Source organism: Streptomyces sp. NPDC028308 (assembly GCF_055565855.1).
The window spans coordinates 351,227-376,166 of sequence record NZ_JBVHTO010000001.1; the positions used below are offsets into that span (position 1 = coordinate 351,227).

Consider the following 24,940-nt stretch of genomic DNA (forward strand, 5'->3'; position numbering starts at 1 on the left):
CGGGACACGTCGGCGGGACGAGGCACGGGGAGGGCGCCGGCGACGGCCGCGGCACCGCTCCGGGTGCCCTCGGCCCGATAGACGTATCCGAGCTGGTCCGCGTCCGCGCCCAGCACCCCGAGGCGATCGCCGAGGCCGCGGCCCGCCGCCCCCGGCGCCCCCTGGTCGACGGCGGCGGCCGCCTGATGATCATCGCCGCGGACCACCCGGCCCGGGGCGCGCTGGCCGTCGGCGACCGCAGGTTCGCCATGGCGAGCCGCGCCGACCTGCTGGAACGGCTCTGCCTCGCGCTCTCGCGGCCCGGTGTCGACGGCGTCCTCGCCACCGCCGACATCCTCGACGACCTGCTGCTGCTCGGCGCCCTGGACCGCAAGGTCGTCCTCGGGTCGATGAACCGCGGCGGCCTCGCGGGCGCCGCCTTCGAACTGGACGACCGGTTCACCGGGCACCGCCCGCAGGACATCGAGCGGCTCGGTTTCGACGCGGGCAAGCTGCTGCTGCGCATCGACTACGACGACCCGGGCTCGCTGCGGACCCTGGAGTCCGCCGCCCGCGTCGTCGACGAGATGGCCGGGCGCCGGCTCCCGGTGTTCGTCGAGCCGTTCCTGTGCCGCCGCGACCCGGCGACCGGGGCGCTGCGCAACGACCTCGGCGCCGAGGCGGTCACCAAGTCCATCGCCATCGCGAGCGGCCTGGGCGGCACGTCGGCGTACACCTGGCTGAAGGTTCCCGTCACCGAGAACCCCGACGACATGGCCCGCGTCATGGAGACCTCCACGCTGCCCGCCGTCCTGCTCGGCGGCGACGTCGGCGAGGACCAGGAGGGCGCGTACGAGAAGTGGCGCGGTGCCCTCCAACTGCCCACCGTGCAGGGGCTGGTCGTCGGCCGCTCCCTGCTCTACCCGGCGGACGGGGACGTGGCCGCGGCCGTGGACACCGCCGTCGGACTCCTGTGAGGACCGGATGACGAGCAACGACCTGTACGTCCCCAAGGGCGCCGCCGCAGGCCCGCTGTACGCCGTCGACATCGACCCCAAGCGGGCGGGATGGGAGTACAGCAGCCTGCGCGTGGTCGACCTCGCGCCGGGTGGCACGCACACCTTCACCAGCGGCGACAGCGAGTGGATCGTGCTGCCCCTGGAGGGTGGTTGTACGGTACACACGGAGGGTGAGGAGTTCCATCTCCTGGGCAGGGAAAGCGTGTTCGGCGGAGTCAGCGACTTCGCCTACGTTCCCCGCGACGCCCGGGCACTGATCGCCTCCGGCGCGGGAGGCCGCTTCGCCCTGGCAGGAGCGAAGTGCGAGCGCCGACTCCCCGCCCGCTACGGCCCCGCGCCGGAGGTTCCCGTCGAAGACCGCGGCAGCGGCACCTGCGCCAGGAAGGTGCGCAACTTCGCCTCGGCCGACGGCTTCGAATGCGACCGGCTGATCGCCGTCGAGGTCGTCACCCCCGGCGGCAACTGGTCCTCGTACCCGCCGCACAAGCACGACGAGCACCGCCCCGGCGTCGAGTCGCTGCTGGAGGAGATCTACTACTTCGAGATCGAGGGTCCGGGCGGTTTCGGCTATCAGCGCGTGTTCCCCTCACGCGAGGGCGGCGCCGACGTGCTGGCCGAGGTGAGGACCGGCGACGCCGTCCTCGTCCCCGACGGCTGGCACGGCCCGTCCGTCGCGGCTCCCGGGCACACCATGTACTACCTGAACGTGATGGCGGGTCCGGGCGCGGAGCGGGAGTGGCGGATCTGCTTCCACCCCGGACACGGAGAGAGCGCGGAGGGATACCGATGACCCGTCTGACGGTCGCGCAGGCGCTGGTGCGCTTCCTGGCCTCCCAGTTCACGGAACGGGACGGCGAGCGGCAGCGGCTGATCGGCGCCACCTGGGGCATCTTCGGCCACGGGAACGTCGCCGGGATCGGCCAGGCGCTCGTCGAGTACGCGGACGAGATGCCGTACCACCAGGGCCGCAACGAGCAGTCCATGGTGCACGCGGCCGTCGGCTACGCGCGCCAGCGCAACCGGCTGTCCACGCACGCCGTGACGACGTCGATCGGCCCCGGCGCCACGAACCTCGTCACCGGCGCCGCCCTCGCGACGGTCAACCACCTGCCGGTGCTGCTGCTGCCCGGCGACGTCTTTGCCACCCGCCCGGCCGACCCGGTCCTCCAGCAGCTGGAGGTCCCCTACGCGGGCGACGTGTCGGTCAACGACTGCCTGCGCCCGGTGTCGAGGTACTTCGACCGGATCACCCGCCCCGAGGCGCTGATCCCGGCGGCGCTCCAGGCGATGCGGGTGCTGACGGACCCGGTGGAGACGGGCGCGGTCACCCTCGCGCTGCCGCAGGACGTGCAGGCGGAGGCGTTCGACTGGCCGGAGGAGTTCTTCGCGGAGCGGGTCTGGACCGTCCGGCGCCCGGCCCCCGACTCCGGCGAACTGGCCGAGGCCGTGCGGGCCGTCCGCGAGTCCCGGCGCCCCCTGATCGTCGCGGGCGGCGGGGTCCACCACAGCCGCGCCGAGGACGCCCTCGCGGAACTCGCCGCGGCCACCGGCATCCCGGTCGCCTCCACCCAGGCCGGCAAGGGCTCCCTGCGGTGGGACCACCCGCAGGACGTCGGCGGCATCGGCCACACCGGCACCGCGACCGCCGACGAACTGGCGCGCACCGCCGACCTGGTGATCGGCGTCGGCACCCGCTACACCGACTTCACGACGGCGTCCGGCACCCTCTTCGCGGGCTCGGGCGTCCGCTTCCTCAACCTGAACATCGCGCCCTACGACGGGCACAAGCTGTCCGGGCGGACCCTGATCGCGGACGCCCGCGCCGGTCTGGAGGAGCTCACCGAGGCGCTCACCCTGCACGGCCACCGCGCGGAGCCCGCCTACGTCACCGAGTACACGGACGACAAGGAGCGCTGGGAGTACCGGGTCGACGCGGCGTTCGAGGCGGACGACCCCGACATCCGGCCCACCCAGCCCCAGGTGCTCGGCATACTCGACGCGCTCGTCGATGAGGAGGACATCCTCATCAACGCGGCGGGTTCGCTCCCCGGCGACCTGCACAAGCTGTGGCGGGCGCGGTCCCGGGACCAGTACCACGTGGAGTACGGGTACTCGTGCATGGGCTACGAGATCCCGGCCGCGATCGGGGTGCGGATGGCGGCGCCCGGCCGGCCCGTGTGGGCGCTGGTCGGCGACGGCACCTACCTCATGATGCCGACGGAACTCGTCACCGCGGTCCAGGAGAACGTGCCGGTCAAGGTGGTGATCCTGCAGAACCACGGGTACGCGTCCATCGGCGGCCTCTCGGAGTCCGTGGGCGGCGAGCGGTTCGGCACCGCCTACCGCCACCGGTCGGGCGAGGGTGCCTATACGGGGGCGCCGCTGCCCGTGGACCTCGCCGCCAACGCGGCCAGCCTCGGCATGCGGGTGCTGCGGGCGAAGACCGTGCGTGACCTGCGGGAGGCGCTGGCGCGGGCACGGGCCGCGGACACTCCCACATGTGTCTACGTGGAGACCGAAACGGCAGACACAGTGTCGGGCGCGCCCCCGGCCCAAGCCTGGTGGGATGTACCCGTGGCCGAGACCGCGACCCGCCCGTCGGCGGTCAAGGCGCGCGACGAGTACGACCGGCACGTCTCCACCCGACGCCGCCATCTGTGAGGGAGTTTCTGGCATGACGAAGATCGTCAACCACTGGATCGGTGGCAAGCCCACCGAAGGCGCGTCGGGTACGTACGGCCCGGTCACCGACCCGGCGACCGGCGCCGTCACCACCAAGGTCGCCTTCGCGAGCGTCGACGAGGTCGACGCGGCGGTGGCCGCCGCCAAGGAGGCGTACGCGACCTGGGGCCAGTCCTCGCTCGCGCAGCGCACCAACATCCTGTTCCGGTTCCGGGCGCTGCTCGACGCGAACCGGGACGCGGTCGCCGAGCTGATCACCGCCGAGCACGGCAAGGTCCACTCGGACGCGCTCGGCGAGGTCGCCCGCGGCCTGGAGATCGTCGAGCTGGCCTGCGGTATCAACGTGCAGCTGAAGGGCGAGCTGTCCACGCAGGTCGCCAGCCGCGTCGACGTGTCCTCCATCCGGCAGCCGCTGGGCGTGGTGGCGGGCATCACGCCGTTCAACTTCCCGGCCATGGTGCCGATGTGGATGTTCCCGATGGCCATCGCCTGCGGCAACACCTTCGTGCTGAAGCCGTCCGAGAAGGACCCGTCGGCCTCCATGAAGATCGCCGAGCTGCTCTCCGAGGCCGGCCTGCCCGACGGTGTCTTCAACGTCGTGCACGGCGACAAGGTGGCCGTCGACCGCCTGCTGGAGCACCCGGACGTCGCGGCCGTGTCCTTCGTCGGCTCCACGCCGATCGCCCGCCACATCCACACCACGGCCGCCGCGAACCACAAGCGCGTCCAGGCCCTCGGCGGCGCCAAGAACCACATGCTGGTCCTGCCCGACGCCGACCTGGACGCCGCCGCGGACGCCGCGGTGTCGGCCGCGTACGGCTCGGCCGGCGAGCGCTGCATGGCGATCTCGGCGGTCGTCGCCGTGGGCGCGATCGGCGACGAGCTTGTGGCGAAGATCCGCGAGCGCGCCGAGAAGATCAAGATCGGCCCCGGCAACGACCCGGCGTCCGAGATGGGCCCGCTGATCACCGCGGCCCACCGCGACAAGGTGGCCTCGTACGTGACGGGCGCGGCGGCCCAGGGCGCCGAGGTCGTCCTGGACGGTACCGGCCACACCGTCGAGGGCTACGAGGACGGCCACTGGATCGGGCTGTCGCTGCTGGACCGGGTCCCGGTGACCGCCGACGCCTACCGGGACGAGATCTTCGGCCCGGTGCTGTGCGTGCTGCGCGTGGACACCTACGAGGAGGGCGTCGACCTCATCAACGCCTCGCCGTTCGGCAACGGCACCGCGATCTTCACCCGGGACGGCGGCGCCGCCCGCCGCTTCCAGCTGGAGGTGGAGGCGGGCATGGTCGGCGTCAACGTGCCGATCCCGGTGCCCGTCGGCTACCACTCCTTCGGCGGCTGGAAGGACTCCCTCTTCGGGGACCACCACATCTACGGAAACGACGGCACGCACTTCTACACGCGCGGCAAGGTCGTGACCACCCGCTGGCCGGACCCGTCGGAGGCCCCGGCCGGCGTCGACCTGGGGTTCCCGCGCAACCACTGAGGGTGATCGACGCAGGCAGTGAGGCCGTCCGCATTGCGGACGGCCTCACGTTTTTTTGACGGCCGAGCTGCGGTTCCCGTTCAGACGGGATGAAACGGGTGACGCAGGCCGCATCCGTATTGGATCTTGGAAAGCAAGGTCACATTCCCGAACGGCTTGATGATTGCAATATCGGGGCGTCGAAGCCTGCGAAAGTGATGTGACCTGGGTCGCGGCACGGCTGCGGATTCCGTAGGTAAACAGCCATTGACGTGCTGGTTTTCGTCGGGGTTCCATTCAGCGCCGGGAGCGGACGAAGACATGAACGACGCGAGCCGCCGGAGGCGATATCGCTCCCGCCCGAAACACCTGACGCACGAGTCGATCGGAACCGCTCCATGACCGACACGCTCCGCCCTGTCGAGACCGCCGCCCCGGACGCCGCCCCCACGGCGTCCGGCGGCCCCCTCAAGCTCAAGCGCTCCATCGGGATCGTCGGCGGCACCCTGCTGACGCTCTCCTGCGTGACCCCGGCCTCGACGCTCTTCGTGGTCGTGCCCGACCTCTTCTCGTCCCTCGGCACGGCCACCGCCCTCACCATCGCGATCGGCTCGCTCCTCTGCATCGCCGTGGCGTTCTGCTACTCGGAGCTGGGCACCCTCATCCCCAGCGCGGGCGGCGAGTACGCCATGGTCTCCACGATGGCCGGACGCCTCGCCGGCTGGCTCGTCTTCGTGCTCTCCCTGCTCGTCGTCATGATCGTGCCGCCGGTGATCGCGATGGGCACCGCGGACTACCTCGCCCCGATCGTGCACCTCGACCCGTCCTACGCGGGTGCCGCCGTCATGCTGCTCGCCACCCTCGCCGGCCTGCTCGACCTGCGCGCCAACGCCTGGATCACCGGCGTCTTCCTGGTCCTCGAGGTCATCGCGGCGGCCGTCGTGGCGGTCCTCGGCTTCGCGCACGGCGAGCGCGGCGCGGGCAGCCTGGTCTCCCTCCAGGTCGCGGACGCCGGAGGCCACACGGACACCGTCACGGCCATGCTGATCGTCTCCGGCCTCGCCATCGCCCTCTTCGTCACCCAGGGCTTCTCGACCGCGGTCTACCTCTCCGAGGAGCTGGAGAACCCGCGCCGCAACGTCGCCCGTACCGTCCTCGCCACCCTCGCCATCTCCACGGTGATCATCCTGGTGCCGGTCGTCGCCATCACCATGGGCGCCCCCGACCTGGCGGCCCTGTCCGGCGGTGACATCAGCACCATGGTCACCGCCTGGTCGAACTCCGCGGTCGGCACCTTCGTCAGCCTCTGCGTGGCGCTCGCCATCATCAACGCGGGCATCGTCATGGTCATCCAGAACTCCCGCGTCCTGTTCGCCTCCGCCCGCGACAAGGCCTGGCCCGAGCCGGTCAACCGGGGCCTGTCCCGCCTCGGCCGCTTCGGCTCCCCGTGGGTCGCCACCCTGCTCGTCGGCATCCCCGGCGCCGTCCTGTGCTTCGTGAACCTCGACACGCTGTACGGCGTCACCGGAGTCTCCGTCACCGGCATGTACCTGCTGGTCGCCGTCGCCGCCCTGCTCGCCCGGCGCGGGACACACGCCCACACCTCCGCCTGGCGCATGCCGCTGTGGCCCGCCGTACCGGTCCTGCTGATCGGCGTCCTGGCGTACATCCTCAGCCAGCAGGAGACGGGCTACCTGCTGTGGACCGGCGGCATCACGGCCGTCGCCACCCTGTACTGGGCCTTCTACCTGCGCCCGCGCCGCGACACCCGCTGGCTGGTGTCGATCACGGAGGACGGCCAGGCCTGATTCCTCAGGCCCGGGGCGGCGCCTCCGGCGCGAAGTCCCACACCACCACCGTGCACGTCCCGTCGTCCTCGCCACCCGCGCTGCGGTAGGTGGCGAGGGCGACGTCGTTCCCGGTGTCCACGCCGACCCACATCCCGTAGCAGCCGCGTTCGCGGGCGAGGTCGGCGAGCGTCCGGGTCAGCGCCCGCCCGGCCCCGCGCCGCCGGTAGGGCTCGGCGACCGCCAGCTCGTACAGGAACATCTCGGTCCCCTTGTCGGGGTGCACGGTCTCGACCCCGCTGACGAAGCCCACCGGCTCCGGCGGGCCGCCGGACTCCGGGGTCCCGTACGCCAGGAACAGGTGGTGGCCCCCGGCCTCCAGGAATCTTTGCGCCCACTCGGGACGCACGGGACGGTCGAAGAGGTACTCGGCGGCGGTCAGTTCCCCGACCGTGGTGGCACGGCGAATCTCCATGGGGCGTTCGTACCACGGGCGCGGTACGCGGGGGCGCGAGCGTACTCCCAGGGGAGGGGGCCGGGTTCAACCCGGCGGCTGCGTCGGGCGCCGGCGGGCCCCCTTACGGTGGACGCATGGATCTTCGACTGTCCCGACTGCGCGGACCCGCACCCCGGGGACCGCGACGGTGGGCCGCCGCGGCGGCCGCCGTCGTCGTGCTCGCCGGCGCCGGCACGTGGACGGCCGCCGCCTCCGACGAGGCCCCGCCCGTGCACCGCGCCGACAGAGCCATGGCCATGGGCGACGGAGTGAAGATCAACACCTCGTACTTCACCTCGGGCACCGGCCGCCGCCCCGCCGTCCTGCTGGCGCACGGCTTCGGCGGCAGCAAGGCCGACGTCCGGGAGCAGGCCGAGCAGCTCGCGCGCGACGGATACGCGGTGCTGACCTGGTCGGCCCGCGGCTTCGGCGGCTCCACCGGCAGGATCGGCCTGAACGACCCCGCAGGCGAGGTCGCCGACGTCTCCCGCCTCATCGACTGGCTCGCCGCCCGGCCCGAGGTGGAGCTGGACGCCGCGGGCGACCCGCGGGTGGGCGTCAGCGGCGCCTCCTACGGCGGCGCGGTCTCCCTGCTGGCCGCCGGACACGACCGCCGGGTGGACGCGATCGCCCCGGAGATCACCTACTGGAACCTGGCGGACGCCCTCTTCCCGAACGGGGTCCTCAAGAAGCTGTGGGCCGGCCTGTTCATCAACTCCGGCGGCGGCTGCGAGCGCTTCGAGGCCCCGCTGTGCGCCATGTACAACCGGGTCGCCGAGGCCGGGAAGCCCGACGCGCGGGCCCGGGCGCTGCTCGACGCCCGCTCCCCGTCCGCCGTCGGCGACCGCATCAAGGTGCCGACGCTCCTGGTGCAGGGCCAGACCGACTCGCTGTTCCCGCTCGGCCAGGCCGACGCCGCGGCCAGGGCGATCCGGGCCAACGGCGCGCCGGTCGACGTCGACTGGATCTCCGGCGGCCACGACGGCGGCGACATGGAGACCGACCGGGTGCGGGCCCGCGTCGGCGCCTGGTTCGACCGCTACCTGAAGGACGACGCCCACGCCGACACCGGCCCCGCCTTCCGCGTCACCCGCACCGGCGGCGTCGACTCCACGGACGGTGCCGCGCGGCTGCGGGGCGCGAGCGCGGACACGTACCCGGGCCTGGAGAGCCGCGGGCGGGACATCGCGCTGAGCGGACGCGAGCAGGCCGTCCGCAACCCCGCGGGGGCCAGCCCGCCCGCCATCTCCGCCCTCCCCGGCCTCGGTGACTCCGGCGGCATCTCCCAGCTGTCCTCCCTCGGCGTCGGGATCTCCATCGACTTCCCGGGCCAGTACGCCAAGTTCACGTCCGCCCCGCTCACCGAGGACCTGCGGATCACCGGATCGCCCACGGCGACCGTGCACGTGCGGTCGACCACCGACGACGCCGTCCTCTTCGGCAAGGTGTACGACGTCGGACCGGGCGGCTCCCGGCAGGTGCTGCCCGCCCAGCTCGTGGCGCCCGTCCGGGTCGAGGGCGCCAAGGCCGGCAAGGACGTCCACCTGACCCTGCCCGCCGTGGACCACGAGATGCGCAAGGGCCACCGGCTGCGCCTGGTCCTCGCCTCCACGGACCTCGGCTACGCCTCCCCGACCGCCCCCGCCACGTACACCGTCTCGCTCAAGGGCGACCTGCGGGTCCCGAGCGCGCCCGGCGTGACGACCGCCGCCGCGCCGCTGCCCTCCTGGGTGTGGTGGCTGCCCGTGGCCGGCGCCCTGGCCGCGCTCGCCCTGCTGCTCACCGGCCGCCGCCGCACCGCCGCCGGGCCGCCCGACCCGGAGCGGGCCGAGGTGCCGCTCCAGATCACCGGCTTGAGCAAGCGGTACGCCAGGTCCGCCGACCGGTACGCGGTCCGGGACCTGTCCTTCCGCGTCGAGAAGGGCCAGATCCTCGGCCTGCTCGGACCGAACGGCGCCGGCAAGACGACGACCCTGCGCATGCTCATGGGCCTGATCACGCCCGACGACGGTTCGATCCGCGTCTTCGGGCACGAGATCCGGCCGGGCGCTCCCGTGCTCTCCCGGGTCGGGGCCTTCGTCGAGGGAGCGGGCTTCCTCCCGCACCTGTCGGGCCGCGAGAACCTGGAGCTGTACTGGCGGGCCACCGGACGCCCGCCCGAGGACTCGCACCTGGACGAGGCCCTGGAGATCGCCGGACTCGGCGACGCCCTGGCCCGCGCGGTGCGCACCTACTCGCAGGGCATGCGCCAGCGCCTCGCCATCGCGCAGGCCATGCTGGGCCTGCCGGACCTGCTGATCCTGGACGAGCCGACCAACGGCCTCGACCCGCCCCAGATCCGCGAGATGCGCGAGGTCATGATCCGGTACGCCGCGGCGGGCCGTACCGTGATCGTCTCCAGCCACCTCCTCGCCGAGGTCGAGCAGACCTGCACCCACCTCGTGGTCATGGACCGCGGCAGGCTGGTGCAGGCCGGCCCGGTGAGCGAGATCATCGGCTCCGGCGACACCCTCCTGGTCGGCACCGGCACACCCGTGGCCGGGCCGCTCGCCGAGAAGGTCGGCGCGCTGCCCGGCGTGCTCTCCGCCCTCGTCACCGACGACGGGCTGCTGGTCCGCCTCGCCCCCGGGGGCAGCGCCGAACACCTGGTAGTGGAGCTGGTCCGGCTCGACGTGCCGGTGCGGTCCGTCGGCCCCAACCGCCGCCTCGAAGACGCCTTCCTCACCCTGATCGGAGGCTCCGCGTGAGCACCCTCACCGAGCGCGCCGAGACTGCCGACGGGTACCGCCCGCGGCGGACACTGCCGCTGCGGGTCGAACTCGTACGGCAGCTGAAGCGCCGCCGCACCCTCGTCATGGGGGCCGTGCTCGCGCTGCTGCCCTTCGTCCTCGTCGCCGCCTTCGCGATCGGCGGCGAGCCGGGCGCGCGCAACGGCCAGGTGACGCTGATGGACACGGCCACCGCGTCCGGCGCGAACTTCGCCGCCGTCAACCTGTTCGTCTCGGCCGGCTTCCTGCTGGTGATCCCGGTGGCGCTGTTCTGCGGGGACACCATCGCCTCCGAGGCGAGCTGGTCCTCGCTGCGCTACCTGCTGGCGGCGCCCGTTCCGAGGACCCGGCTGCTGTGGTCCAAGCTCACCGTGGCGCTCGGCCTCAGCCTCGCCGCCATGGTGCTGCTGCCCGTCGTGGCGCTGGCGGTGGGCAGCGCCGCCTACGGCTGGGGCCCGCTGGAGATCCCCACCGGCGGTGAGCTGTCCACCGGCACCGCGACCCAGCGCCTGCTGATCGTCGTGGCGTACGTCTTCGTGTCCCAACTGGTCACCGCCGGGCTCGCGTTCTGGCTGTCGACCCGCACGGACGCCCCGCTCGGCGCGGTGGGCGGCGCGGTCGGCCTGACGATCGTCGGCAACGTCCTGGACGCGGTGACCGCGCTCGGCGACTGGCGCGACTTCCTGCCCGCGCACTGGCAGTTCGCCTGGGCGGACGCCCTCCAGCCGACCCCGGAGTGGGGAGGCATGATCCAGGGCACGGCCGTCTCGGTGACGTACGCGCTCGTCCTGTTCGCCCTCGCCTTCAGGGGCTTCCGGCACAAGGACATCGTGTCGTAGGTCTCCGGAGCGTCACCTACCGGTCTCGGCGGCCCCCGCCGTGGCCGCTTCGAGATCCATCCGCAACACCCCGTGCCGCACGGAACGGCCCTCTCGGACGTCACAGTCACAGACACAGGCCATGAGCCGGGACCGTTCACCGAGGGGGCACGGATGGGGATCGACCATGCACGGCGACTGCGCGGCGGACTGCTCGCGCTGACGGTCGCGGGGGGCCTGCTGGTCGCGGGCTGCGGCGGGGACGGGGACCACGGCCAAGCCTCGGACGGGGCCGCCAAGTCCCGTGACCGGTCGACCGGTTGGCCCGCCCCCGCGCCGAACGCGCCGCGGGACGACGAGCACCGGGAGGAGGGCGGAGACACCGGCCGGGACCTCGCGCCGTCCCCCGACCTCCTCTCCACCTTCGCCCTGGACGTCGACACCGCCTCGTACGGCTACGCGCGCCGCACCCTCGCCGACGGCCGGCTGCCCGACCCGGCGACCGTCCGCCCCGAGGAGTTCGTGAACAGCTTCCGCCAGGGCTACGAACGCCCCGACGGCGACGGCTTCTCGGTCACCGTCGACGGCGCCCGCACCGGCCAGGAGGACTGGTCGCTGGTCCGCGTCGGCCTCGCCACCCGCGCCGCCCGGGACGAGGGCGAACGCCCGCCCGCCGCCCTCACCTTCGTCGTCGACGTCTCCGGCTCCATGGCCGAACCGGGCCGCCTCGACCTGGCCAGGGACTCCCTCGGCGTGATGACGGACCGGCTGCGCGCGGACGACTCGGTCGCCCTGGTCGCCTTCAGCGACGAGGCCGAGACGATCCTGCCCATGACACGGCTGGGAACCGGCCGGGCACGCGTCCACTCCGCGATCCGCCGCCTGGAGCCACGGTCCTCCACCGACCTCGGCGAGGGAGTCCGCGCCGGCTACGACACCGCCGTGGAAGGACTGCGCGAGGGCGCCACCAACCGCGTCGTCCTGCTCTCCGACGCGCTCGCCAACACCGGCGACACCGACGCCGACTCCATCCTGGAGCGCGTCTCCGGCGCCCGCCGCGAGCACGGCATCACCCTGTTCGGCGTCGGGGTCGGCAGCGACTACGGCGACGCCCTGATGGAACGTCTGGCCGACCGGGGCGACGGCCACACCGCGTACGTCGCGAACGACGAGGAGGCCCGGAAGGTCTTCTGCGAGGAGCTCCCGCGCAACATCGACCTCACCGCCCGCGACGCCAAGGCCCAGGTCGCCTTCGACCCGGCGGCCGTCGAGGAGTTCCGCCTGGTCGGCTACGACAACCGGCAGGTCGCCGACGAGGACTTCCGCGACGACCGGGTGGATGGCGGCGAGACCGGCCCCGGCCACACGGTCACCGCCCTGTACGCCGTCCGCACCCGGCCCGGCGCCTCGGGCCGGCTCGCCACCGCGACCGTCCGCTGGCTCGGCCCCGGCGACCGCACCCCGCACGAGGAGTCGGGCCGGCTGGCGGCCGCCGCCCTCGGCGACGACCTGTGGAGCGCGCCGCCCGCCCTCCAGGTCTCGGCGGTGGCCGCCTACTTCGCCGACGACCTCCGCCGGGGCGACAGCCGCTGGAGCGCGCTGCCGGCCAGGCCACCGCTCGGCGCCCTCGCCGACCGCGCCGGACGGCTCGCGACCGCCACCGAGGACGACGCGGTGCGCGACCTGGCCGACGCGATCCGCCGGGCGGACCGGCTCCGGGACTGAGGGCACCCGGCCGGACGGACCCCGCGCCCGTCCGGCCCCGCGCGTCCTAGGCCGGCCGCAGCCGGTAGGCGTAGGTGTACGTCCGGCCGGAGCGCAGCACGTACTCCCCGAGCGGTGCCGCGCCCCAGGAGTTGATCCCGCCGACGCCCATCTGCCGGTGGTTGACCAGGAGCACGGTCTCGTCCCGCCGCTTCAGCTCGTGGGGGTGCCGGGGCCCGTCGAGGTCGAACGGCGAGTGGTGCAGGGCGCTGGTCTCCAGCAGCGGTTCGCCGTCCGCGGGGTCGGCGGCCACCAGGAGCCCGTCACCGGAACGGTCGGTCAGCGACAGCCGCCGCACGTCCGTCATGTTGCCCATCTGCTGGGGACGGACGTACGGCGCCGTCTGCTCGTCCACCGTGGACCGGTGACGGCCCACGAACGCGGCGGCCTTGCGGTCCTGGTAGTTCTCGTGCGGCCCCCGGCCGAACCAGTCGAGCCGCTCGAAACCGGGCGGGACGGTCAGCAGGGCGCCCACCATCGGCAGGTCCGGCAGTCCGGCCGCGGCGTCGAGGGTGTGCCGCACCCCGACCTCGCCGTCGGCGCGCACGGTGAACACGGTGTGCCAGGTGGAGGCGCCGGGCTCGGTGGGCAGGGTGCAGCCGACCTCGACGACGACCTCACCGGACCCGGTCCGCCGTGCCTCGACCGACGTCACCGTCCGCCCGGTGCCCGCCCCCCGCCAGGTCCGCGCGGTGGCCGGGAACCTGCGGCCGATGTCGTTGTCGGTGGGCCCGCGCCAGAAGTTGGGCACGGGACCCTCGGCCAGCAGCGGCCGTCCCCGCCAGGTGTACGCGGAGAGCGTCCCGGACTCCTTGGAGAGCACGACCTCCACCTCCCGCCCGGTCACCGTGACCTCGGTGGCGGTCTCCGCGAGGGTGAGGCGGCCCCGGGGGGCGGCGGCCGGACGGGCGGGCGCGTGCCAGTCCAGCGCCAGCTGCTCGGCGGCCACCTCGTGCCCGGCCTCCGCCCAGCGCGTCGCCGCGCGCAGCACGAAGGACAGGTCGAGGAAGTACTCGGCTCCCGGCTCCGGCGCCGAGGGTCTGCGGTACGGGATGCGGACCGTCCCCTCGGCGCCCGGGGCGACGCGCGGCGCGGCGAGCGTGCCGTGCTGGACCCGGGTGCCGTCGCAGGTCACGGACCAGCGCAGCTCGTAGGAGTCCAGGCCGCTGAAGAGGTGCTTGTTGTGGATCTTCACCGTCCCGGCGGACAGGTCGCCGGCGGCGATCCCCACCGGCTGGTAGCACTTCTTCACCTCGGCGAGCCCCGGATGGAGCGAGCGGTCCGCGGCCACCAGCCCGTTGCAGGAGAAGTTGCCGTCCGTCGGATAGCCCGGGTGCCAGTCGCCCCCGTACGAGAGGTACGTGCGCCGGGTGTCGCCGGGCACGGGCAGCCGGATCGCCTGGTCCGCCCAGTCCCAGACGAAGGCGCCGTGCAGGTTCGGATAGCGCTCGAAGACCTCCCAGTACTCCCGGAGGTTGCCGCCGCTGTTGCCCATCGAGTGCGTGTACTCGCACAGCATGAAGGGCTTCGGGTCGCCGGACCTGCCGTAGCGCTCCACCCCGGCGGGGCTGGTGTACATCTCGCTGTGCAGGTCGGCGACCGCGTTCATGCCCTCGTAGTGGACGGGGCGGGAGGCGTCCCTGGCGTGCACCCAGTCGGCCATCGCCTTGAAGTTCGACCCCTGCCCGGCCTCGTTGCCGAGCGACCAGACGACCACGCAGGCGTGGTTCTTGTCGCGCTCCACCAGGGAGCGCAGCCGGTCGACGCAGGCGTCGGTCCACTCGGCGAGCGAGCCGGGCACGGTGTCCCGCACCCCGTGCGTCTCCAGGTTGGTCTCGTCGACGACGTACAGGCCGTACTCGTCGCACAGCTCCGTCCACCGGGGGTGGTTCGGGTAGTGCGAGGTGCGGACGGCGTTGATGTTGTGCCGCTTCATCAGGCGGATGTCCTGGATCATCCGTGCCTCGTCGACGGCCTGCCCGCGGTCGGGGTCCGTCTCGTGCCGGTTGGTGCCCCGGAACATGAGCGGCCTGCCGTTGATCGTGAACCGGCCTGGCCCGTAGCCGATCTCCCGGAAGCCCACCCGGGTGCCGTGCACGTCGACCGGCCGTCCCGAGCCGTCGGCCAGCGTGACGACGAGCGTGTACAGGTTCGGCTCCTCGGCGGACCACAGCGCGGGCGCCTTCACGTCCGCCCTGAGCCGGACCTCCGCGTCGCCGTCCTCGAACCCGACGTCCCCGGCGGGCATCCGGACCGGCACCCGGCGCCCGTCCGCGCCGAACAGCTCGGCCGTCACCCGGTACCCGTCCGGCCGCTCACCGCCGCGGTCGCGCACGGTCACGTCGACGGAGAGCACCGCGTCCCGGTACGCCGCGTCCAGCTCGGTGCGCACGAACAGGTCCTGCACGTGCACTTGGGGGACGGAGTACAGGTACACGTCCCGGAAGATCCCGGACAGGTCGATCATGTCCTGGTCCTCCAGCCAGCTGCCGTCGGACCAGCGGTAGACCTCGACGGCGAGCGTGTTGCGCCCCGGCCGCAGATGGCGGCTGATGTCGAACTCGGCCGGGGTGTAGCTGTCCTCGCTGTAGCCGACCCGCTCCCCGTTGACCCACACGAAGAACGCCGACTTCACGCCCTGGAACGAGATCAGCGTCCGCCGCCCGGCCCAGCCCTCGGGCACGGTGAAGGAACGCCGGTAGGAGCCGACCGGATTGAAGTCGTGCGGCACCTGCGGCGGCGTCGGCGTCTCGTAGCCGACCCACGGGTACCTGACGTTGAGGTAGATGGGCTCCGGGTAGCCCTCGATCTCCCAGTTCGACGGGACGGGGATGCGGTCCCAGCCGCCGTCGTCGAAGCCGGGCGCCTCGAAGCCGACGGGCCGCCGGTCGGGGTTCCTCGACCAGTGGAAGCGCCAAGTCCCGTTCAGCGAGCGGTGGTACGGCGACTCGGTGAACCGCCCGCGCAGCGCGTCGGCGGCACTCGCGTACGGCACGAGACGGGCCCGGGCGGCCTCGCGGCCGATCTGGAAGACGCCCGGTCTCGCGTCCCACTCGGGCTCTCCCGCGCGGGCGGCGGCCGTCGCGGCGAACGCCCCCTTCTGCGCGGTGAAGGCGGTCCACCCCGCGAGGGCCCCGCCGGCCAGCAGGAGGGTCCGGCGGCTCGGTCGGCCGGTGGTCGGTCGGTCTGCACTCACGCTGCGGCTCCGCACGTAAGACGACAAGAAACGCCAGCGTCGAACCGAACCGCTCAGCACGCAAGGCCCCACGGGGCTCACAACTCCCTTTGGCGCAAAGGAGGCGAGGCCATCGGAGGGGCGAGCACCCGTGGGCGGCAAGTGCGGGAAGACCGTGCGCGACCCATTGAATTTCTGTTACGCACGAGTAAGTTGACTCCAGAGTAAGTACCGTTCCAGCACCCCGCACCTCCGCACGAGCCGCGACCGGGAGCCGCCATGGGCGTACGCAAGGACTTGAGACGGGCGAGGCGCGGCACCGGCCTCGGGACCCGCCCCGCGATCGAGCTGGTCCGCGACGAGACCGGCAGGGTCCGCGAGGCCCGTGCCACCCCGCTGGCACCGCCGCCGGTCACCGGCAGCACCGCCGACCTGCCGTACACCAACGCCGCCGAGGCACCCGGCGCCGTGGTGCTGCGCCGCCGGCAGGGCGGCTCCTGGCGGCCGGTCACCGCGGCGGCCTTCGCCCGCGAAGTCACCGACACCGCGAAGGGGTTGATCGCGGCCGGACTCGAACCGGGCGGCCGGGTCGCCGTGATGTCCCGCACCCGCTACGAGTGGACCGTCCTGGACTTCGCCGTCTGGGCGGCGGGCGGCCAGAGCGTCCCCGTCTACGCGACCTCGCCCCCGGACCAGATCGACTGGATCGTGCGGGACTCAGGCGCCCGCTTCGTCGTCGCGGAGACCCCGGAGAACGCGGCGGCCGTCGCCACCGCCACCGCGGGACACCCCGAACCGCCGCGCGTCTGGCAACTGGACGCGGGCGCGCTCGCCGACCTCGCCCGCTCCGGCCGCGACGTCCCCGACGAGGAGGTGGCCAAGCGCCGCGCCGCCCTCACCCCGGACACGGTCGCCACCCTCTGCTACACCTCCGGCACCACCGGACGGCCCAAGGGCTGCGTCCTCACGCACGCCAACCTGCACGCCGAGGCCGCGAACACGGTCGAACTGCTGCACCCCGTCTTCGAGGCGGTCACCGGCCGGACGGCCTCCACCCTCCTCTTCCTCCCGCTCGCCCACATCCTGGGCCGCTCCCTCCAGATCGCCTGCCTGACGGCGCGCATCGAACTGGGCCACTGCCCGAGCATCAAGCCCGACGAACTGCGCCCCGCCCTGCGGGAGTTCCGCCCCACCTTCCTCGTCGGCGTCCCGTACCTCTTCGAGAAGATCCACGACACCGGCCGGGCGACCGCCGAGAAGATCGGCCGGGGCGCCTCCTTCGAGCGGGCCCACCGGATCGCGGTCCGCTTCGGCCGGGCCCACCTCGACCGGTTCCTCGGCCGCGGCAAGGGCCCCGGACCGGGCCTGTGGGCGGCCTGGGCCCTGTACGACCTGCTCGTGTACCGCCGCGTGCGCCGGGAGCTCGGCGGCCGCACCCGCTACGCGATCAGCGGCGGCTCCCCGCTCGACCGCGACCTCAGCCTCTTCTTCTACGCCGCCGGGATCATCGTCTACGAGGGCTACGGGCTCACCGAGACCACCGCCGCCGCGACCGTCGTACCGCCGCTGGGCCCCCGCCCCGGCACCGTCGGCCTCCCGGTCCCCGGCACCACGGTCCGCATCGCGGACGACGGCGAGGTCCTGGTCCGCGGAGGCGTCGTCTTCGGCGGCTACCTGAACAACCCGGAGGCCACCGAAGCGGTCCTGCGCGACGGCTGGTTCGCCACCGGCGACCTCGGCTCCCTCGACGAGGACGGGTACCTCACCATCACCGGCCGCAAGAAGGACATCCTCGTCACCTCCGGCGGCAAGAACGTCTCCCCGGCCGTCCTGGAGGACCGTCTGCGCAGCCGTCCGCCCGTCGGCCAGTGCCTCGTCGTCGGCGACAACCGCCCCTACGTCGCCGCCCTGATCACCCTCGACCCGGAGTCCGTGGCCCACTGGCTCGCCGTCCGGCGCCTGCCCGCCGACACCCCGCTGTCCGAGCTGGTCACCGACCCCCGGCTGCGCGCCGACGTCCAGAAGGCCGTGGACCACGCCAACGCGGCGGTCTCCCGCGCCGAGTCGATCCGCGCCTTCCGGCTGGTGACGGGCGAGTTCACCGAGGACAACGGCCTGCTCACCCCGTCCCTCAAGGTCCGGCGGCACGCGGCGGTGGCGGCGTACGCGGACGAGATCGAGGCGCTCTACCGGCAGGAGCGCTGACACACGAAAAGGGGCGGGGCCACCGACGTGATCGGTGGCCCCGCCCCTCGCGTGCCGGAGTGTCAGTCCTCGCTGTTGGCGGACAGGATCGACACGTCCTCCAGCAGGTGCGCCAGCGCTCCGTCGCGCTTGGTCTGCGTGGAGTTCTCCGTGCACTGCTGGTTCAGGTCGTCCGACAGGATCGGGACGTCCTGGATCGGGATGAGGTTGACGACCGGAACGTTGATGTCGTTCAGGCCGATGCAGGGCTTGTTGAAGGAGCCCTGGATGAGCGCCATCTGGGGGCTCATGTTGCCGTACGTGGCCGAGTTGCCGAAGCTCTGCATGGCCGCGTTGCCGTTCGCGATGGCCGGCCCGTTGTCGTCGCCGAGAGCCATCGCCGTCGGAGCCGCGGCAGCGGAGGCACCCACGACGGAAGCGGTGATCGCCGCAGCGGCAATAACCTTTTTAATCACTGGCCAGTCCCTTCTGAAGAAACCCCGTCCACCGGAGCGCCATGACCAACTCCGTTTGGCAAGGATGGTTTCTGTCGTTCACCCGCCCGGCGGATACGCGGCGGGGTCCCTCTACCCACCGAAACCCTTGATTTCTCGTCACTGTCCCGAACTCGTGGCGTCCAACCGGGTGAACCCCCGCAACTAATCCCGCGGCGCCGGGTTGATGAGGCAGTACGACAGTGCGTCGCTACGAGGAAAGGAACACGCAGTGCTCAAGAAGGCTATGGTCGCCGCGGCGGCCGCCGCTTCTGTGATCGGTATGACGGTGGCGGCTGCTCCCCAGGCCCTTGCCATCGGTGACGACGCCGGACCGTCCGTTGCCAACGGCAACGGTGCGACGTCGGCTTTCGGCAACTCGGCGACCAAGGGTGACATGAGCCCGCAGCTGTCGCTGGTCGAGGGCACCCTCAACAAGCCGTGTGTCGGCCTTGAGGACATCAACGTCGCGGTCATCAACCTCGTTCCGATCCAGGACGTGCCGATCCTGTCGGACGACCTGGCTCAGCAGTGCAGCGACAACTCGACGCAGGCCAAGCGGGACGGCGCCCTGTCGCACGTCCTGGAGGACCTCTCCGTCCTGTCCGCCAACGGCGAGAGCTGAGACGTTCCCGGTGCAGCCCGGGTTGCCCGCGATTTTCCGTGCGGGCCGCCCGGGCTTTTGCCCACGTGTATTCCACCGGCCTCGCCGGATTTCGTGCGGAGCGTTCGAGTGAATTATCAAGCGGCTTTCGTTCCGTAGTTTCTCCGGGCCTCCGCCCCTCGTTTACCGCATGCAGGTCGTGCTGCGAGCCGTTCCCGAAGTGCTCGCTCGGTTTCGGCCGTCACAGGGGCATGACCGCAGAGAAGGGAAAGCACGTGAATTACAAGAAGAGCGCAGCCGTCGTCGCCGGCGCCATCATGGCTCTCGGCATGGCCGCCCCGGCCTTCGCGGACGCCGGCGCCCAGGGTGCCGCTGTCGGTTCCCCGGGTGTCCTGTCGGGCAACGTCGTCCAGATCCCCGTTCACGTTCCCGTCAACGTGTGCGGCAACACGATCAACGTGATCGGTCTGCTGAACCCGGCGTTCGGCAACACCTGCGTCAACGACTGACCCCGGAGCGCACCTGCCTCCCGGCTCGGTCATGCCGGCCTTGGACGACCTACACGGTTCCAAGGCCGGCTTTCCCACTTCTACCAGCAGGAAGACAACGATGCGACAGACCCTGAGCAGGGGAATGGTCGTGGCCGCCGCCGCGACGGGCATTCTGTCCATGTACGGCAGCCCGGCACTGGCCGACTCGCAGGCGGGCGGGGCCGCGTCGGACTCGCCCGGTGTCGGTTCGGGCAACAACGTGGCGGTACCCGTGGACGTTCCGGTGAACGCCTGCGGCAACTCCGTCAACGTGGTGGGCGCGCTGAACCCGGCCTTCGGCAACTCCTGTGCCAACGGCCCCAGGCAGCACGGCTCCCACGGCTCCCACGGCGCCCCTCACCGGCCCGCCCCGCACGGGGGCCACGGCGGCAACCACGGCTCCGGTCACCACGGGAGCGGGCACGACGACGAGGGCGGCTACGGCGACGCGCCGGGTTCGCACGGTCCGTCGTCCGGGCACGGCCACTCCGGGTCCTCGGCGCACGGCGGCACGCAGGGTTCGCCCGGGGTCGGCGGCGGCAACGACGCCGAGGCGCCCGTGGACGTACCGGTGAACGTGTGCGGCAACACCGCCGACGTGATCGGGCTGCTGAACCCGGTGTTCGGCAACGTCTGCGGCGAGGAGCCCGGCAGGTCCGGCGGGAAGCCGCAGCAGCCGCACACCCCCGGACAGCCGCACACCCCGCCCGGTGTGCTGCCCGACACCCCGTCCGAGGTCCCGCGGGGCCCGCACGGAGCCGAGCCGATCACCTCCCCGGTGGAGACCCGGGCGCTGCCCCCGGTCGGCACCTCGGAGAGCCTGGTCGACTCGACCACCGGCTCCTCGTCCGCGCTGGCCCGCACCGGCGGCGAGGACGTGCTCAGCGCGGCGGCCGCCAGTGCCGCGCTGCTGATCAGCGGGACCGTCCTGTACCGCCGCAGCCGCACCGCGTCCCGTCGGTAGTGCTCCTGGGTGCCGGACGCGCCGTGCCCGGCACCCAGGCCCGCCTCAGCGCCCGGCCGTGTCCAGCGCGTCCGGCGAACGGCGCACTGGCGCCGGGATCAGCCCGCCCCGCGCCCCGGTGCGCAGCCGCCGGCGCACCCCCCGCACCAGCGTGCCCGCGGTGAACGACGCGCCGTGCACGAAGCGCATCGCCGGCCCGAAGCCCGACGCCGTCACCAGTCCCGCCATGAACAGTCCGGGCACCGAGGACTCGAAGTCCCGCCCGACGTGGGGCGATCCGTCCGCGACCGTGCGCAGACCGCCCCGCAGGTCGTCCGCCAGCAGCCCGAGCCGCTCGCAGCCCGCCCTGAACCCCGTGGCCGCGATGACGTGCTCGGTGTCCAGTACAGCCGCCTCACCGGCCCGGCTCACCGTCTCCAGGCGTACGGCGCCGCCCTCGCCGTACGCCGCCGCCACCTCGTGCCCGAGCAGCACCTCGACGGCGGACTCCACCCGGTCGCGCACCCACCACGCGCCCGCCGGACCGAGCGCCGTCGCCGCGACCCGGGCCCGCGTGGCCGCCGGGAGCCGGCGGAAGAGACCCGGGCGCTCGGCGTAGAACCAGTTGCGCCAGCCGCAGCCGAGGCCGCTGTGCGGGGCGCGCAGCGACTGCGTCCACGGGCGCTCCCACGGAGGCGGCACGTCGTTCCAGCGGAGACGGCCCGCGCGGGCCACCACCCGGACCCGGGTGCCCTGTTCGGCGAGGAGCGCCGCCGTCTCCAGGGCCGCCTGGCCGCCGCCGACCACCGTGACGTCCCGGCCGCGGAACCGGCCGAGGTCGCCGTGGTGGCTGCTGTGCGAGACGTACGCGGGACCGAGCCCGCGCAGGGCCGCGGGGATCTCGGTGAACGGCAGCACGCCCACCGCCAGGGCCACCGTCCGCGCGCGCAGCACCTCACCGTCCTCGGTGACCGCCTCGAAGCCGCCCGGGACCGCGGCGATCCGTGCCACCGTCCGTTCGTCGACCCCCGGCACGCCGTGGCGCGCGAACCACACCCCGTACGAGGCGAACGTCCCGACCGGGATCGGCTCCCCGTGCCCGGCCCGGACCCCCTGTTCCGCGCAGTACGCGTCCAGGCGCAGCCGGCCCCCGGGGTCGGACAGATTCGACGCCCAGGGCTCCGACTTGAGGAACATCCCGGGGGGCATGTGGTCCCGCCAGGACGCCATGGGCCTGCCGAGTACGCGCAGGTCCAGGCCGGCGGCCGCGGCGTGGGAGGCGATGGACAGGCCGTAGGGACCGGCCCCCACCACCAGCAGGTCGTGCATCAGCAGCTGCTCGCTTTCTCGTCGTCGGTCAGCGTGACCGCGCCGTCGCCCGCCGGGCGCACGTCGTCGGCCGTCAGGTCGCGCGGCTCCGGCTGCCGTACGAGCCGGGGGAGCGGCGCGGCCGGCTGCGGGGCCTGCGCGCGGTCCAGCAGGCGCGCGGCCACGTGGCGGGACCACATGCTCCACAGCGCGAGGCCGGGACCGAGGTCGTCGTACGCGTGCCAGGCCAGCTCCCGTCCGCCGGGCGGCGCGCCCACCGCGGTCAGCGGGGCGTAGTTCTCCACCACGAACGTCCGCCCGGGGCGCGGCGCCGGGTCCGGCAGCGGACGGTGCGTCAGGTCCAGGTGCAGGGCGCGTACGACGTCCAGGCCCGAGGCGTCGGTGAAGAGCCGGAACTGGGCCCCGGGCCGGGGGTTGAAGTCCAGCAGGTGGTAGTGGCCGGTCGTGCCGTCCCGGCGGAAGTCGAGGTCGAAGATGCCGCGGTAGCCCAGCTCCCCGGTGAGCCGCTCGGCGAGCGCCCGCAGCGGCGGGCTCGGCGTCCACTGGCCGACCGCGGTCAGTCCGGCACCGCGAGGCCGCGCCCGCAGCTTGCGGCCCGGGCCGCCGGCGCGCAGGGCCCCCGACCGGTCGGCGTACCCGTGGAAGAACCAGTCGCGGTCGGGCCCGGGCGGCAGATACGCCTGGAGCAGCAGCGGGCTGCCCGCCTCCGCCGCCCGCAGGTACAGCGTCTGCGCCTGCTGCGCCGAACGCACGAGCACCGTGCTGCGCAGCCCGGTCCCGGGCGGCACCCGCCAGGGGCGGCTCCACTTCGCCACCACCGGCATCCCCAGCCGCCAGGCCGCCGCGGCCGCCTGCGCCGGGCTGTCCGGGACCAGCGTCAGCGGGTGCGCGATGTCCATGCGGGCGCACAGGGCGGCCAGTTCCGCCTTGTCGGCGACCCGCTCGGCGAGACCGCCGGGCTGACGCGGCAACAGGTAGGCGGGAACCAGCTCCTCGCGCAGATGGCCCACCGCGACGGCACTCGCGTCGTCCAGGGGGATCAGGACGGCCGGGCGGGAGATCCGTGCCGCCACCCGGTGCAGCACGGCGGCGATGTCACGCGGGGACGCCCCGGGCGCGGGCGGTGAATGCATTTCCCGCACAAATCGCGATCTGCGTACGGGACTTCGCCGGGAATCGGCGACCAGGTGCACGTCCACGCCCGCACGTCCGAGCGAACGCACGGCCCCCAGTGTCCCGTGGTGAAAGGGATTCCGGTCGATCCGCAGAAGAACGGCGGGGACGCGGCTGTCGAGAAGCGACACGGACATTTCCTTCAGGTCGGTTCACCCGTGCGGGCGATGGGGGCACTCGAAGGCCTGAACCTCGGTTGGCGGAATTCGCATTCATATGACTGAGTGTCAGTGAACAGAGAAGCTTGAACGCGGAGCTCGACGGAGAGACAGCGGAGAAGCGTGGAGAGAGGAGCAGGTATGGCCGCACAGCAGCAACGGCCCCGGGCCGGACGGTCGGCTTTCGTCGCGGCCGCGATCGTCACGTCGCTCGCCCTGGCATCGGGACCGGTGCACGCCGTGAGTTCGGGGGCCCTCGGGGTCGCCGACCCGCCGGCACCGGAACCCGCCGCGACAGCACCCGCCTCGACGGCACCCGCCGCGGCCCCGGCGCCCCCGGGCGCCGGACCCGTGACACTCCCCGCGCCCGTCACCCCGCCGGTCACGCCGCCCGTCACCCCGCCGGCCGTCCCGCCGGCGCCGTCGGCCGAGCCCTCCGGCACGCCGAGACCCGCCGCCCCCCGCCCCGCCTTCGGCGCCTACCTGGACTACGGCCCCAGCGGTGTGGCCCGGATCGCCCGGCTCAGCCAGTGGCTGGGCGGCACCGAACTGCGCGTCGCCCACACCTACCTGCCCGGCGACCGCTGGAGCAACATCGAGGGAGCGCCCGGCTTCCTCGACGCCTGGGCCAACTGGCGCCGCCAGAAGGCCGACCGGCTCCTGGTCCTCAACGTCCCGATGATGGAGCGCAACGAGGAGCACGTCTCCGACGCCGAGGTCCGCGGACTGCTGGCCGAGGGCGCGTCCGGCGCGTACGACAGGCACTTCCGCGCCCTCGCCGAGCGGCTGGTCGCGCTGAAGGTGCCGGACACCGTCGTCGTGCTCGGCTGGGAGATGAACGGCATTACCTACACCCATCGCTGCGGTCCCGATCCGGAGGCGTGGAAGAAGTACTGGAACAGAATCGTCACGACCATGCGTTCGGTGCCGGGCCAGAAATTCCGGTTCGACTTCACACCGAACCGCGGCCGGGACGCCATTCCCTGGACGCAGTGCTATCCCGGGGACGACACGGTCGACATCATCGGCATGGACTCGTACGACCAGCCGCGAGGTCTTTCATTCGACGAACAGGTGAAGGAACCCTTCGGCCTTCAGGCGCACGTGGATTTCGCGAAGGCCCACGGCAAGCCCGTCTCCTATCCGGAATGGGGCCTGTTCCGCAACGGTGACAACGCGACGTACATGAAGCGCATGCTCGCGTGGATGGACGAGCACAAGCCGCTCTACAACACCGTCACCGACTACTGCCCGCACGGCGTGTGGCAGTGCGACGACAACCCGAGGGCCTCGGAGATCTACCGGACCATGCTCTCGGGCCGCACCGATCCGGCCCCCGACCCCACGGCCCCGCCGACCAAGACGCCCCCGACCGCGCCTCCGACGACACCGACCCCCGGGCACCCGGAGAACTGCTCGCCGGTGGAGCTGGGCGACTGGGTCGAGCACTGGATCGGCGGCAAGCTCTGCCTGCGCTTCGACTGGTGGTCGCGCAACCGGTGACCCCGTGAGGGGCGCGTGCGGGGCGCGCCCCTCACCGGCCGGTCCCCGGACGGCGGCGGG

The 24,940-nt window shown here is 73.0% G+C and carries 18 protein-coding genes; 13 read left to right on the forward strand and 5 right to left on the reverse strand.

The window, feature by feature from the left end; all coding sequences use genetic code 11:
- Positions 1-77 precede the first annotated feature (77 nt).
- The 5 genes from ACZ4VA_RS01470 to ACZ4VA_RS01490 all read left to right on the forward strand — a co-directional run bounded on the left by ACZ4VA_RS01470 (position 78) and on the right by ACZ4VA_RS01490 (position 6,962).
- Positions 78-956 (forward strand): Cgl0159 family (beta/alpha)8-fold protein, encoded by an 879-nt coding sequence (locus ACZ4VA_RS01470; protein ID WP_356165068.1) that lies wholly within the window; start codon positions 78-80, stop codon positions 954-956.
- A gap of 7 nt (positions 957-963) precedes the next feature.
- Complete coding sequence (gene iolB / locus ACZ4VA_RS01475) at positions 964-1,788, forward strand: 5-deoxy-glucuronate isomerase (RefSeq protein WP_355790740.1); 825 nt, start codon at positions 964-966, stop codon at positions 1,786-1,788.
- On the forward strand, positions 1,785-3,659 hold the full coding sequence (iolD, locus tag ACZ4VA_RS01480; protein WP_355790742.1) for a 3D-(3,5/4)-trihydroxycyclohexane-1,2-dione acylhydrolase (decyclizing): 1,875 nt from the start codon (positions 1,785-1,787) through the stop codon (positions 3,657-3,659). Before iolB ends, iolD begins: the two co-directional genes overlap by 4 nt.
- 13 nt (positions 3,660-3,672) lie before the next feature.
- Entirely contained in the window at positions 3,673-5,175 is a 1,503-nt protein-coding gene (gene mmsA, locus ACZ4VA_RS01485) for a CoA-acylating methylmalonate-semialdehyde dehydrogenase (RefSeq protein ID WP_356164791.1), read from the forward strand.
- A 377-nt stretch (positions 5,176-5,552) separates the two neighbouring features.
- Positions 5,553-6,962: an APC family permease gene (locus ACZ4VA_RS01490; RefSeq protein WP_468079219.1), complete on the forward strand. Its 1,410-nt coding sequence runs from the start codon at positions 5,553-5,555 to the stop codon at positions 6,960-6,962.
- A 4-nt stretch (positions 6,963-6,966) separates the two neighbouring features.
- On the opposite strand, the gene ACZ4VA_RS01495 is transcribed toward ACZ4VA_RS01490, so the two are convergent.
- Entirely contained in the window at positions 6,967-7,416 is a 450-nt protein-coding gene (locus ACZ4VA_RS01495; RefSeq protein ID WP_356164797.1) for a GNAT family N-acetyltransferase, read from the reverse strand.
- 116 nt (positions 7,417-7,532) lie between these two features.
- Here ACZ4VA_RS01495 and ACZ4VA_RS01500 point away from each other — a divergent pair, with 116 nt between their 5' ends.
- From ACZ4VA_RS01500 to ACZ4VA_RS01510, 3 genes are all read left to right on the forward strand, one after another.
- Positions 7,533-10,184 carry an alpha/beta fold hydrolase gene (locus ACZ4VA_RS01500; RefSeq protein WP_356164800.1) on the forward strand — a complete coding sequence of 884 codons (2,652 nt, stop codon included), beginning with the start codon at positions 7,533-7,535 and terminating at the stop codon, positions 10,182-10,184.
- On the forward strand, positions 10,181-11,044 hold the full coding sequence (locus ACZ4VA_RS01505) for an ABC transporter permease (RefSeq protein WP_355788946.1): 864 nt from the start codon (positions 10,181-10,183) through the stop codon (positions 11,042-11,044). The genes ACZ4VA_RS01500 and ACZ4VA_RS01505 overlap by 4 nt, the downstream gene beginning before the upstream one ends.
- Before the next feature lie 153 nt (positions 11,045-11,197).
- Positions 11,198-12,748, forward strand: coding sequence for a vWA domain-containing protein (locus ACZ4VA_RS01510; protein ID WP_468079221.1), 1,551 nt, complete (start codon positions 11,198-11,200; stop codon positions 12,746-12,748).
- 46 nt (positions 12,749-12,794) lie between these two features.
- On the opposite strand, the gene lacZ is transcribed toward ACZ4VA_RS01510, so the two are convergent.
- Entirely contained in the window at positions 12,795-15,983 is a 3,189-nt protein-coding gene (gene lacZ, locus ACZ4VA_RS01515; RefSeq protein WP_468079223.1) for a beta-galactosidase, LacZ type, read from the reverse strand.
- Between the two features lie 258 nt (positions 15,984-16,241).
- On the opposite strand from lacZ, the gene ACZ4VA_RS01520 reads away from it, so the two are divergent.
- Positions 16,242-18,167: an AMP-dependent synthetase/ligase gene (locus tag ACZ4VA_RS01520; RefSeq protein WP_468079225.1), complete on the forward strand. Its 1,926-nt coding sequence runs from the start codon at positions 16,242-16,244 to the stop codon at positions 18,165-18,167.
- A 62-nt stretch (positions 18,168-18,229) separates the two neighbouring features.
- Here the strand turns inward: ACZ4VA_RS01520 and ACZ4VA_RS01525 are convergent, their stop codons facing one another.
- On the reverse strand, positions 18,230-18,622 hold the full coding sequence (locus ACZ4VA_RS01525) for a rodlin (RefSeq protein ID WP_355792990.1): 393 nt from the start codon (positions 18,620-18,622) through the stop codon (positions 18,230-18,232).
- Between the two features lie 250 nt (positions 18,623-18,872).
- On the opposite strand from ACZ4VA_RS01525, the gene rdlA reads away from it, so the two are divergent.
- From rdlA to ACZ4VA_RS01540, 3 genes are all read left to right on the forward strand, one after another.
- Positions 18,873-19,265 carry a rodlin RdlA gene (gene rdlA, locus ACZ4VA_RS01530; RefSeq protein WP_355792992.1) on the forward strand — a complete coding sequence of 131 codons (393 nt, stop codon included), beginning with the start codon at positions 18,873-18,875 and terminating at the stop codon, positions 19,263-19,265.
- Positions 19,266-19,561: 296 nt separating this feature from the next.
- Positions 19,562-19,753 carry a chaplin gene (locus tag ACZ4VA_RS01535; protein WP_355792996.1) on the forward strand — a complete coding sequence of 64 codons (192 nt, stop codon included), beginning with the start codon at positions 19,562-19,564 and terminating at the stop codon, positions 19,751-19,753.
- Positions 19,754-19,853: 100 nt separating this feature from the next.
- On the forward strand, positions 19,854-20,738 hold the full coding sequence (locus tag ACZ4VA_RS01540) for a chaplin (protein ID WP_468079228.1): 885 nt from the start codon (positions 19,854-19,856) through the stop codon (positions 20,736-20,738).
- Between the two features lie 45 nt (positions 20,739-20,783).
- Here the strand turns inward: ACZ4VA_RS01540 and ACZ4VA_RS01545 are convergent, their stop codons facing one another.
- Together ACZ4VA_RS01545 and ACZ4VA_RS01550 are read right to left on the reverse strand one after the other, a co-directional pair.
- A complete protein-coding gene (locus ACZ4VA_RS01545; protein WP_468079230.1) occupies positions 20,784-22,046 on the reverse strand; it encodes an NAD(P)-binding domain-containing protein in 1,263 nt (420 codons plus the stop codon).
- A complete protein-coding gene (locus tag ACZ4VA_RS01550) occupies positions 22,046-23,350 on the reverse strand; it encodes a carboxylate--amine ligase (RefSeq protein WP_468079232.1) in 1,305 nt (434 codons plus the stop codon). Before ACZ4VA_RS01550 ends, ACZ4VA_RS01545 begins: the two co-directional genes overlap by 1 nt.
- 168 nt (positions 23,351-23,518) lie before the next feature.
- Between ACZ4VA_RS01550 and ACZ4VA_RS01555 the strand changes: the two genes are divergently transcribed.
- Positions 23,519-24,880 carry a glycoside hydrolase family 26 protein gene (locus ACZ4VA_RS01555; protein ID WP_356164821.1) on the forward strand — a complete coding sequence of 454 codons (1,362 nt, stop codon included), beginning with the start codon at positions 23,519-23,521 and terminating at the stop codon, positions 24,878-24,880.
- Positions 24,881-24,940: the final 60 nt, after the last annotated feature.